Source organism: Mesorhizobium sp. M7A.F.Ca.CA.002.04.1.1, assembly GCF_004022805.1.
Classification (GTDB): domain Bacteria; phylum Pseudomonadota; class Alphaproteobacteria; order Rhizobiales; family Rhizobiaceae; genus Mesorhizobium; species Mesorhizobium ciceri.
Window position 1 is genome coordinate 1 of the sequence record NZ_RZPL01000100.1, and the last position, 11,096, is coordinate 11,096.

The 11,096-nt window shown below is 62.9% G+C and carries 12 protein-coding genes; 8 read left to right on the forward strand and 4 right to left on the reverse strand.

What is annotated here, in order from left to right:
• On the forward strand, positions 1-897 hold an 897-nt coding region (locus tag ENZ75_RS07860), incomplete at its 5' end, for an ATP-dependent RecD-like DNA helicase (protein WP_128278010.1).
• On the opposite strand, the gene ENZ75_RS07865 is transcribed toward ENZ75_RS07860, so the two are convergent.
• The gene (locus tag ENZ75_RS07865; protein ID WP_013531056.1) at positions 890-1,312 is read right to left on the reverse strand and encodes an STAS/SEC14 domain-containing protein; all 423 of its coding nucleotides are present in this window, start codon (positions 1,310-1,312) and stop codon (positions 890-892) included. The genes ENZ75_RS07860 and ENZ75_RS07865 overlap by 8 nt on opposite strands.
• A gap of 134 nt (positions 1,313-1,446) precedes the next feature.
• Here ENZ75_RS07865 and ENZ75_RS07870 point away from each other — a divergent pair, with 134 nt between their 5' ends.
• Together ENZ75_RS07870 and ENZ75_RS07875 are read left to right on the forward strand one after the other, a co-directional pair.
• The gene (locus ENZ75_RS07870) at positions 1,447-2,187 is read left to right on the forward strand and encodes a pyridoxine 5'-phosphate synthase (RefSeq protein WP_063168262.1); all 741 of its coding nucleotides are present in this window, start codon (positions 1,447-1,449) and stop codon (positions 2,185-2,187) included.
• Between the two features lie 104 nt (positions 2,188-2,291).
• Positions 2,292-4,211 (forward strand): potassium transporter Kup, encoded by a 1,920-nt coding sequence (locus ENZ75_RS07875; protein WP_063168261.1) that lies wholly within the window; start codon positions 2,292-2,294, stop codon positions 4,209-4,211.
• A gap of 185 nt (positions 4,212-4,396) precedes the next feature.
• On the opposite strand, the gene ENZ75_RS07880 is transcribed toward ENZ75_RS07875, so the two are convergent.
• On the reverse strand, positions 4,397-5,290 hold the full coding sequence (locus ENZ75_RS07880; protein WP_063168260.1) for an SDR family oxidoreductase: 894 nt from the start codon (positions 5,288-5,290) through the stop codon (positions 4,397-4,399).
• Positions 5,291-5,425: 135 nt separating this feature from the next.
• Here ENZ75_RS07880 and ENZ75_RS07885 point away from each other — a divergent pair, with 135 nt between their 5' ends.
• Entirely contained in the window at positions 5,426-5,836 is a 411-nt protein-coding gene (locus ENZ75_RS07885) for a helix-turn-helix domain-containing protein (RefSeq protein ID WP_063168259.1), read from the forward strand.
• 44 nt (positions 5,837-5,880) lie between these two features.
• Positions 5,881-7,176: an NAD(P)/FAD-dependent oxidoreductase gene (locus tag ENZ75_RS07890; RefSeq protein ID WP_128278012.1), complete on the forward strand. Its 1,296-nt coding sequence runs from the start codon at positions 5,881-5,883 to the stop codon at positions 7,174-7,176.
• On the opposite strand, the gene ENZ75_RS07895 is transcribed toward ENZ75_RS07890, so the two are convergent.
• Positions 7,124-7,870 (reverse strand): glutathione S-transferase family protein, encoded by a 747-nt coding sequence (locus tag ENZ75_RS07895; protein ID WP_063168258.1) that lies wholly within the window; start codon positions 7,868-7,870, stop codon positions 7,124-7,126. The genes ENZ75_RS07890 and ENZ75_RS07895 overlap by 53 nt on opposite strands.
• Positions 7,871-7,969: 99 nt before the next feature.
• Between ENZ75_RS07895 and ENZ75_RS07900 the strand changes: the two genes are divergently transcribed.
• The 3 genes from ENZ75_RS07900 (at position 7,970) to ilvC (ending at position 10,380) form a co-directional block, all read left to right on the forward strand.
• Positions 7,970-8,428 carry a MarR family transcriptional regulator gene (locus tag ENZ75_RS07900; protein ID WP_063168257.1) on the forward strand — a complete coding sequence of 153 codons (459 nt, stop codon included), beginning with the start codon at positions 7,970-7,972 and terminating at the stop codon, positions 8,426-8,428.
• Positions 8,429-8,570: 142 nt separating this feature from the next.
• Positions 8,571-9,260, forward strand: coding sequence for a TetR/AcrR family transcriptional regulator (locus ENZ75_RS07905; protein WP_063170262.1), 690 nt, complete (start codon positions 8,571-8,573; stop codon positions 9,258-9,260).
• Between the two features lie 100 nt (positions 9,261-9,360).
• Positions 9,361-10,380 carry a ketol-acid reductoisomerase gene (gene ilvC / locus ENZ75_RS07910; RefSeq protein WP_013531065.1) on the forward strand — a complete coding sequence of 340 codons (1,020 nt, stop codon included), beginning with the start codon at positions 9,361-9,363 and terminating at the stop codon, positions 10,378-10,380.
• Between the two features lie 107 nt (positions 10,381-10,487).
• On the opposite strand, the gene ENZ75_RS07915 is transcribed toward ilvC, so the two are convergent.
• A complete protein-coding gene (locus ENZ75_RS07915; protein ID WP_013531066.1) occupies positions 10,488-11,054 on the reverse strand; it encodes a BA14K family protein in 567 nt (188 codons plus the stop codon).
• Between the last annotated feature and the right edge of the window lie 42 nt (positions 11,055-11,096).

Genomic DNA, 11,096 nt, shown 5'->3' on the forward strand with positions numbered 1-11,096 from the left:
CTGATCTACCGGCCGAAAGGCGAGGAATCGGTGTCGGACGAAATCACCGGCAAGACGTCGATGTCGCCGACTTTTTCGCTCAACCGGCAGAGCCCGATCTCGCGGGCCAAGCTGGTCGTCATCGACGAATGTTCGATGGTCGACGAGCAACTCGGCCGCGACCTGATGAGTTTCGGCACGCCGATCCTGGTGCTTGGCGACCCCGGCCAGTTGCCGCCGATCTCGGGCGGCGGCTTCTTCACCGACCACGAGCCGGATTTTCTGCTCACCGAAATCCACCGGCAGGCGCGCGACAACCCGATCCTGCGGCTGGCGCTCGATGTGCGCGAGGGCCGCGAGTTCATGCGTGGCGACTATGGCACGGCGCAGGTGATCGGCAAGGAAGACGTTACCCAGGAACTGGTGCTGAAGGCGGACCAGGTGCTGGTCGGCACCAATCGCACGCGGCGCCGCTACAATCAGCGGCTGCGCGAGCTCAAGGGCTTCAACGCCGACTATCCGCAGGCCGGCGACAAGCTCGTCTGCCTGCGCAACGATCCGGCAAAGGGCCTGCTCAACGGCTCGCTGTGGAAGGTGATGACATCGTCGCGCGAGACGGTGAAGCCCGGCATCAACCTTCTGGTGTCGCCGGAAGAGGACGATCCGGATCGCGGCGTCGCCAAGATCAAGCTGCTCAAGGCGGCGTTCGAGGATCCGGACGCCGATATCCCCTGGCAGCAGAAGAAGCGCTTCGACGATTTCGACTATGGCTACGCGCTGACCGTGCACAAGGCGCAGGGCTCACAGTGGAACGAGATCGTGCTGTTCGATGAAAGCTGGGCCTTCAAGGAAACCCGCCAGCGCTGGCTCTACACCGCCATCACGCGGGCGGCCGAGCGGCTGACGATCGTCAGGTAGGGGCGCCGGATGCTGTTGCCCCGATAGGCTGTGCGGCAAGCCATTGCCAGGCGGCAGCCTCGTCCTCCGTCCTGAAATGCCTGATTTCGATGGGTGGTGAGGACGGCAGAAAGCGTTGTGCGTCCGCTATCCAGTCCGGTTCGCCGATCGTCGCGCAACGGTCGACATGTTCCAATGCATGAATGGCGCCCTGCTTCAGGGTCTCGTCAGCGATGTCGGCCCAGTCGACGCCGTCGTGGTCGACGAGGCGCACCAGCACATCGACGCGCGGATGCAGGGCGTAGGCTGCCTCCAGCAATCCGAAAAGATTTTCACCATCGGCCGCGGAAACGTGCCCGACGACATCGATGGCGAAAAGGTCGTCACGGCTGGTCTCGATACGGCGGATTGCCGGCACCTCATCAAGAAAATTCATCGGCGCTACCTTTCCCCGCTGGTTCATCAGGCTTGGAACACCCGAAACCCCCAGTCTGTTCCCACCAAAGGCATTACTGTTCCCGTCAAAGGCATTATAGGTGGGCGCGTCTAACGATTTCCGAGGCCACCCGCATGCCTGCAAAGCTCTCCGTCAACCTCAATGCCATCGCCATGCTGCGCAACCGGCGCGACCTGCCGTGGCCAAGCGTCACCGGCCTCGGCCGCATTGCGCTGGCGGCCGGAGCGCACGGGCTGACAGTGCATCCACGCCCCGACGAGCGGCACACAAGACTCTCCGATGTGCCTGAGATCCGGTCGCTGATCGACGACGAGTTTCCGGGCGCGGAATTCAACATCGAGGGCTATCCGACCGAGGATTTCCTGCTGCTTGTGGAAAAGCATCAGCCTGAACAGGTGACCTTGGTGCCGGACGATCCGGCCCAGGCGACATCGGACCATGGCTGGAACTTCGCAACCCAGGCCGCGTTCCTCACACCAATCGTCAAGCGCCTGAAGAAGGGGGGCTTTCGCGTGTCGCTGTTTTCCGATCCGGATCCCGATTGGGTGGCGGCCGCGCGCGACACCGGCGCCGACCGCATCGAGCTCTATACAGGTCCATATGGCAGCTATCACACAGATTCCGCCAAAGCCGCCAAAGAGCTGGAAAGGCTGGGAAAAACCGCTGACGCCGCGCTTGCCGCCGGGCTGCAGGTCAATGCCGGGCACGATCTGGTGGTCGGCAACCTGCCGGCGCTGGTCAAGCGCATTCCGGCATTGGCCGAAGTGTCGATCGGACATGGGTTGACAGCCGACGCGTTGGAGTATGGCATGGCCGGTACGGTGGGTCGGTTCCTCAAGGCCTGCGGATGGTAGCGATGGGCAGCCTCGCATGGCAGGCATGGCAGCCATTACGCGACGGCACTTGATATTGCATCGCAGCAAGCGTAGAGCACCGCGCGCTTATCGGAGTGTCGTCCATGGCCCTTACCAATACTGGTAGTGAGGCAGAACCCGTCGAACAATCGAGCCATTCGGAAGTCGAACAGCACAGCACCAAGGTTCTGATGCTGGGCGCGCTCGGTGTCGTCTATGGGGATATCGGCACCAGTCCGATCTACGCCTTTCGCGAGGCGCTGGTGGCATCTTCCGGCGGACAGGTGGCCGACCGCGGTGACATCCTCGGCGTTTTGTCGCTGATCATCTGGTCGCTGACCATCATCGTCACCATCAAATACATCATGTTCGTGCTGCGGGCGAACAACCGCGGCGAGGGCGGCGTGCTGTCGCTGATGGCGCTGGCGCGCGGCAGTTTCCCCAAGCGCTCGGCGCTGATGCTCGGCATCGGCATCGTCGGGGCGTCGCTTTTCTTCGGCGACGCCGTCATCACGCCGGCGATTTCGGTGCTGTCGGCGGTCGAAGGCATGAACGTCGTCACGCCGACCTTCCAGCCTTATGTCGTGCCGCTGACACTGGTCATTCTCGCCATAGTGTTCGCGGTGCAACGTTTCGGCACGGGCGGCGTGGGATTGGTCTTCGGTCCCGTGACGGCGGTGTGGTTCCTGGCGATCGGCCTTTCCGGCCTCAACCACATCATCGCCGATCCGGAAATCCTGTGGGCGATCAGCCCGCACTACATCGTCGCCTTCCTGATCAATTCGCCCGATGTCGCTTTCGTCACCATCGGCGCCATCTTCCTCGCGGTCACCGGCGCGGAAGCGCTCTATGCCGATCTCGGCCATTTCGGCCGCAAGCCGATCGTGCTCGCCTGGCTGTGGGTCGTGTTTCCGTGCCTGCTGCTCAATTATGCCGGGCAGGGCGCTTTCGTGCTGGCCAAGAACGGCGTCGTCGGCCATCCGTTCTTCGAAATGAATGAAGGCTGGACGCTGATCCCGATGGTCGTGCTGGCGACCGCCGCCACGGTCATCGCCAGCCAGGCGGTGATCTCGGGCGCCTTCTCGTTGACCAGGCAGGCGGTGCAGCTCAACATGCTGCCGCGCCTGGAAATTCTGCATACGTCGGAGAAACAGTCCGGCCAGATCTACATGCCGCGCGTCAACCTGCTGCTGGCGCTGGTGGTGATGATGCTGGTGGTGGGCTTCGGCGAGTCCAGCAGGCTGGCATCGGCCTACGGCATCTCGGTGACCGGCAACATGCTGGTGACCACGGTGCTGTTGTTTGTGGTCATGACGCGGATCTGGAAATGGAAGCTGTGGCTGGCGGTCTCGCTGACGGCGCTGTTCGGCTTCATCGACGTCGGTTTCTTTGCCTCCAACATCGTCAAGGTGTTTGAGGGCGGCTGGGCATCGCTGGCCGTTGCCTTCACCATCGTGCTGGCCATGTGGACCTGGGTGCGCGGCAGCCGCTATCTGTTCGACAAGACCCGCCGCAACGAGATCCCGCTCGATTTCCTCGCCGGCAATCTGTTGAAGAAGAAGCCGCAGCTGGTGTCAGGCACCGCCGTGTTCCTGACCAGCGATCCGCTCAGCGCGCCAACCGCACTGATGCACAGCCTGAAGCACTACAAGGTGCTGCATGAGCAGAACGTCATCCTTTCAGTGGTGACCGCGCCGCAGCCGGTGGTGCCCGACAGCGACCGGGTCAAAATGGAGACGGTCAACGAGCTGTTCATGCGGGTAACGCTGACCTTCGGCTACATGGAGCAGCCCAACATCCCGCGCGCGCTGGCGATCTGCCGCAAGCAGGGCTGGAAATTCGACATCATGACGACTTCGTTCTTCCTGTCGCGGCGTTCGCTCAAGGCCTCGCCCAATTCCGGCATGCCGGTGTGGCAGGACCGGCTGTTCATCGGCCTGGCGCGCACGGCGGCCGACGCGACGGAGTATTTCCAAATCCCGACCGGGCGCGTGGTGGAGATCGGCACTCAGGTGGCCATCTAGGACATGCCGATATTCAGGTGAGGCCGGCCTGCGAACGGCAGGTTCCTGCGCTTCCGGTACTCACGGACCAAGTGTCCGCTCCGTTCCGGTTCTCGGAACCCACATTCTCGGTCCAGCCTGACCTGAATCTCGACATGTCCTGGCGAATGAGCTGTGTCTTGCGGCACAGTCCATGTCACTCCGCTTCAACCGGCCAGCGCGGCCTTGTTCGCCTCGAGGAACTGCTTCAGCGTTTTTGGCTTGCGGCCGGAAAGCGTCTCGATCGCGTCGGTCACCATGGCGATGCGGCCGGAGCGCGTGTTGACGTCGAAGGACACGATGACTTCAGCAAAATCCTCGGGAACGCCGGATGCCTTTACCCCTTCGGTGAGCGCTTCATCCGGAACCTGCACGACATCGAGCGACTTGCCGGTGACCTCGCTTACCAGGGCGGCAATCTCTGCCGTGGTGTAGGCGTGCGGACCGGTCAAGGTGTAGGTCTTGCTTTCGTTTGAAGCGCCAGCGAGGCTGGCGGCGATCGCCGCTGCCATGTCGTCGCGCGCACCGTGGGCAATGCGCCCGTCGCCGGCCGACGTGTACCATTTTCCCGAGGCGATCGCGTGCGGCAGGGCCATGAACAGGTTCTCCTGGTACCAGCCGTTGCGGAAGATCGTGTAGGGGATGCCGCTCGCCTTGATCGCCTGCTCGGTGCTGTAGTGGTCATCGGCAAACAGGACCGGCGATACCGGCTCCGGATTGGGCATCGAGGTGTAGAGCAGATGCGAAATGCCGGCGTTTTTGGCCGCGGCGACGGCATTTTCGTGCTGCTTCAGGCGCCTGCCGCTTTTGAGATCGAGATCGCCGGTCGAAATAATCAGCACCTTGTCGGCGCCTTTGAATGCGGTTTCCAGCGATGCCGCGTCGTTGAAGTCGGCGGCCCTGACAACGACGCCGCGCAGCGCCAGATCGGCCACGCTTTCCGGATTGCGTGTGGCGGCGATGATGTTTGCCGGTGGAACTTTGTGCTTGTCCAGGAGATATTGGATGACGCCGTGGCCGAGCTGGCCGGAAGCGCCGGTGACGAGAAGGGTTTCGCTCATGGAAGGTCCTGACATTGCGCCGCTAAGGCGGTTCGAGTGGCAGTCTCAAAAAGAGACCAGCACTAAAATAGGAATTGACCTGGTGCCGTAAAGAAGGCAGTTTTTCGGGAGGTAGGCACACGCAGGGAACCAGCCATGGACGGCAAGGTCATCAATCTGAAATCGAAGTTGGAGGTCTATAAGGCCATCTCAGGCGGCGGCAATATTGCCAATTGTCCGGTTCGCGAGGTCATTCAAGGGGTGAGCGGCAAATGGAGATCGCTGCTGATGATGGCGCTGGCTGAAAAACCCTATCGCTTCGGTGAGTTGCGGCGCCTTGTGCCCGACATTTCGCAACGCATGCTGACCCAGACGCTGTACGATCTTCTGCGCGATGGCTATGTGCATCGTGAGGTGTTCCCGACCAAACCACCAAGCGTCGAATACAGCCTGACCGATCTCGGGCGCTCTATGTTCGGCGCCTTTCATCAATTGATTCTGTGGGCCGAACTCAACCATGATGCGGTGCGCGCAGCGCGCGCCGATTTTGATGCGTCCCAGGCTTGAACGGCCGCCAAGGCCCAGGCTTGAACGACCGCTAAAGCCCCACGGTGCGGCTTGATTTCGCCGGGCTGCTGAAGGATTGTCCCGGCCAGTTCGGCTTTGGGGGCATTGGCATTTCCTACGACATCGCAATAGCAGGCGCCGGGCCGGCGGGACTGGCCATGGCGCTCTATCTCAAGCGCGCCGGGCATCGGGTCACGGTCTTTGAACGCTTCGATGAGCCGAAGCCGGTCGGCTCCGGGCTGATCCTGCAGCCGACAGGGCTGACGGTGCTGGCCGATCTTGGCCTGCTCGACGACATGCTGGCGCTGGGCAGCCGCATCGACCGCCTGCATGGCGCCGATGCCACCACAGGCCGTACCGTGCTCGATGTCCGCTACGATGCGCAGCGCGGTGGCCGCTTCGGGCTGGCGGTGCACCGGGCGGCCTTGTTCGGCGTGCTCTTCCGCGCCGCCCAACGCGAAGCGATCGCCATCGAAACCGGCGTCGAGATCGAGGCCTTGGAGACGGGCGAACGGACGACGCTGATCTGCGGCAACGGACGAAGGGCGGGGCCGTTCGACCTCGTCATCGACGCCAGCGGTTCGCGCTCGAAACTGCGCGGCGCAAGCGCTGCAGGCGAGCCACGACCGCTCACCTATGGCGCGTTCTGGGCCTCGCTTGGCTGGCGCGGCGACGGTTTCGATGAGCGCGCGCTGCTGCAACGCTACGACAGAGCGAGCGTGATGATCGGCGTGCTGCCGATCGGCCGGCCGCAGCCGGGCGCTGCAAAGATGGCGGCCTTCTTCTGGAGCCTGAAGCCGTCGGACGCCGATGAGGTGCGCGTCCGGGGCCTGGATGCCTGGAAGGAGAGGGTGATCCGGCTGTGGCCGCAGAGCGAGGCGTATGTCAGCCAGATCGACAGTTTCGACCAGCTCTCGCTGGCGCGCTATGGCCACCACACGATGAAGCGGCCGGTTGGGCGGCGGCTGGCCATCATCGGCGACGCGGCGCACTCGACCAGCCCGCAGCTCGGGCAAGGGGCCAATATGGCGCTGCTCGACGCCGCGGCGCTCAGCCATGCGCTGGCGCGGACGGACAGTGTCGAAGCGGCACTTGAAGCCTATGCGAGGGCGCGGCGCTGGCATGTCCGCATCTTCCAGGCGCTGTCGCTGGCGTTCACGCCGTTCTACCAGTCGGATTCGGTGGCGCTGCCCTTCATCCGCGACAGGCTGGTGGCGACGGTGGCAAAAATCCCGCCGGCGCCGCAGTTTCTCGCCTCGATGGTGGCCGGCACCGTAATCGATCCGTTCAAGCGGATAGGACTGGTCGAAGCGCGGTGGCCGGATCGTTTTGGCCAATGAGGCTCGAAAGGTACGATCCCTTTGCCCGCAGGAAGGCATGCAGGCGCTGCGGGTAGTCCGGCGCCACGGCTTGCCTGATCGACGGGCGTTCACTCAACGCCCGGCGCCATGCGCGGACGAGGGGCTTTCGGTCAAGAATGCCGAAATCACCGATCCGGTCGAAGACATCGAGATAGCGGAAGACCGGACCGTAAACGGCGTCGACCAGCGAGAAGTGCTTGCTGGCGAACCAGGGGCCGCCAGGCTCGTCCGCCAACTCGGCTTCGAGACGGTCGAACATGGCGGACAGCGCGCTGGATTCGTCAAGGAAGCCGGCCTCGGTCGATGTTGAATAGAACCGGCTGATGGCATTGAGGGTTGCCGAACCGAACTCGATCCAGGCGCGATGCCGGGCGCGGGCATAGGGATCGGCCGGGTGGAGGGGATTGGCCTGCGTCTCTTCGAGGAATTCCAGGATGACGGCCGATTCGAAGATCACCGTTTCCTCGCCATTCCGCTGCACGCGCAGCAGCGGCACTTTGCCGAGCGGCGAGATCGCCTTGAACCAGTCCGGCTTGTTGGCGAGGTCGATATCGACGCGTTCGAACGGCACGCCCTTTTCGGCCAGCGAAATCGCGGCGCGCTGCACATAGGGGCAGAGGTGATGGCTGACGAGAATGAGCTTGTCGGCGCGTTTGCAGATTTCGTGTTTCATCGGATTGGCTTTCCCTGATTAATGCAATTGCATCTATGTAGATGCATATGCATTGATCGTCAAGCTTGATGCAATTGCATCTATCGTCTAAGGTGCGCCATGACCGAGAAAGCCGCGCCTTCGCCCGAAGCCATCAAGGCCTGGGCTCGCCTGATGCGCGTATCGCGCCAGTTGATGGAGAGCGCCGAAGAGGCGTTGAAGGCCGCCGGTCTGCCCCCACTTGCCTGGTACGACGTGCTGCATGAACTCGCCGAGGCGGGCGAGGGCGGGCTGCGGCCGTTCCAGCTCATCGAGCGCACGCTGTTCGCCCAATACAACATTTCGCGCCTGCTGGCCCGGCTCGAGGCCGATGGGCTCGTCGAGAAACTGCCGGTGGCCGATGACGGCCGTGGCCAGACCATCCGCATCGCGGCCAAGGGGCGAGACATACGCCGCCAGATGTGGGCTGTGTACGGACGCTCGATCGCCGAACTGGTTGGCGCCAAACTGTCGGCGGATGAGCTGACCATGGTCTCGGCACTGCTTGGACGGTTGCGCCATCCGCCAGCCAGCGATTAAGCGAGCCTGTCGCGCCAGCGCCTGTCCATTTTTGCAGATATTTTGCTCTCGTCCTCTTGCGCACGGCCTCGGATCGCGCAATATGCCGAACCGTAACGTACGGTACGGCCTATCGGGAATGCCGACCTTTCGAGAGAAGAGCGTGTTGCACATCGTGCCTGACATCGACACCAGCGAAGCGCTGACAGAGCGGCAGAAGGCCGTGCTCGACGCGGCGTTGCGGCTGCTGGTCGAAGAGGGCGACCAGCTGACCATGACCGCCGTGGCGCGCCGCGCCAGCTGTTCCAAGGAAACGCTCTACAAATGGTTCGGCGACCGCGACGGGCTGCTGACAGCGACGGTGCAATGGCAGGCCTCGAAAGTGCGGGTGGCACCGGTCGACCGCAAGGGGCTCGATCTTGCCTCGCTGACCGCGAGCCTCGAGCGCTTCGCCTCGGATTGGCTCAAGGTGATTTCCAGCGACACGTCGATCGCGCTCAATCGGGTGGCGGTCAGCCATGCGGGCTCCGGCAAGGACAATCTCGGCGCCGTGGTGCTGGAGAACGGCCGCTTCGCATTGGCCAAGCGGCTGAAGCCGGTGCTCGAGGCCGGCCGACGGACCGGGCTTTTGGATTTCGCGGATGCCGAGACGGCGTTTCGCACCTTTTTCGGGCTGGTCGCCCGCGATGTGCAGATCCGTCTGCTGCTCGGCGACCGGCTGGAATTGACTGAGGCGGCGATCGGCGGCGATGCCGCGCGGGCGACGCAGCAGTTTCTCGCTCTTCATGGAGCAACAACCGGCCGCAAGGCCCTAGAGCCGGATGATTTCAGGTCAAGTCGACCTGAAATCTGAATTCGTCTCTAAATCAAGAAGATAGAGCATGATGTCGTCCGAAAACCGCTTCACACTTTTCGGCATCATGCTCTGATTTATAAACGGGAAGGAAGACAAAATGCGCGTCTATTACGATCGTGATGCCGATCTCAATCTGATCAAGGGCAAGAAGGTCGCCATCATCGGCTATGGCAGCCAGGGCAGGGCGCATGCGCTCAACCTCAAGGATTCCGGCGCCAAGGAGATCGCAATCGGCCTCAAGGCCGGCTCGGCAACCGCCAAGAAGGTCGAGGCCGACGGTCTCAAGGTGATGAGCGTGGCGGACGCGGCCAAGTGGGCCGACCTGATGATGATGGCAACGCCGGACGAACTGCAGGCCGACATCTACAAGAACGAGATCGCCCCGAACATCCGCGATGGTGCCGCTATCGCCTTCGCGCACGGCCTCAACGTGCATTTCGGCCTGATCGAGCCGAAGTCGACGGTCGACGTCGTCATGATTGCCCCGAAGGGCCCCGGCCACACGGTGCGCGGCGAATACCAGAAGGGCGGCGGCGTGCCGTGCCTGGTCGCCGTCAACCAGGATGCCTCGGGCAATGCGCTCGACCTGGCCCTGTCCTACGCCTGCGGCGTCGGCGGCGGCCGTTCGGGTATCATCGAGACCAATTTCCGCGAGGAATGCGAGACCGATCTGTTCGGCGAGCAGGTCGTGCTGTGCGGCGGCCTGGTCGAGCTGATCCGGGCCGGTTTCGAGACGCTGGTGGAAGCCGGCTACGCGCCTGAGATGGCCTATTTCGAGTGCCTGCACGAGGTCAAGCTGATCGTCGACCTGATCTATGAAGGCGGCATCGCCAACATGAACTACTCGATCTCGAACACCGCCGAATGGGGCGAATATGTCTCGGGTCCGCGCATCATCACCGCCGAGACCAAGGCCGAGATGAAGCGCGTGCTGAAGGACATCCAGACCGGCAAATTCACCTCGGAGTGGATGCAGGAGTACCGCGCCGGCATGTCCCGCTTCAAGGGCATCCGCCGCAACAATGACAGCCACCAGATCGAGGAAGTCGGCGCCAAGCTGCGCGCGATGATGCCGTGGATTTCCAAAAACAAGCTGGTCGACAAGGCGAAGAACTGAGCGAAATCCACAAGCGCTCGAAAATAGCAGCTTCCATGAACAAGAAACGGCGCCACGTGGCGCCGTTTTTTCATTCTGTCGGTCAGCTCAGCTACAGGGCCAGCCCATCAATAGGGTGAGTAGCACTGCTGGCGCGGGCCGTTGTAGGGCTGGAACGTGTTGTCGTAGGCCCGGTACGACCGGTAGCGGTTGTAGCACCATTGGACATGGGCGCTCGAAAGCCGTCCCGCGCGGTAGTAGCGGCGCGGCGCCGGCCGGTCATAGTAGTCGTAGTTGTTGTACATGCTGCCGAGGCCAAGCCCCAGGCCAAGGCCCAGGATCGCGGCACTCGCGCCATCATCGTAGTAACGGCCGCCGCGATAGTGATGGCGACCATGGCGCCAACGCCAGTTGTCTCCACCATTCCAGTGACCGCCGCCGCCGTGCCAGTGCCGACGGCCGCCGTCCCAATTGCCCGACCGGCGCCATCTCCAATTGTCGTTGTTGAACTGACGGTTGTTGTTGCCGCCCGCCCAGCTGTCGCGGACCGGCGTGACATTCGGCGCCGCGGTGCTGGTGGGAATCGACAGGTCCGGTTGCATGATCGGGCCGGCGGCGGACGGTGCCGTGACGCCGGAGAGGATACCCAGGGCTAGCAGCCCCGATTTGACCGTGGAAGAAAAGAGCGAATTCATTGCACTCTCCAAGAGTTACAGGCCCCACGCCCACCCGAGGAA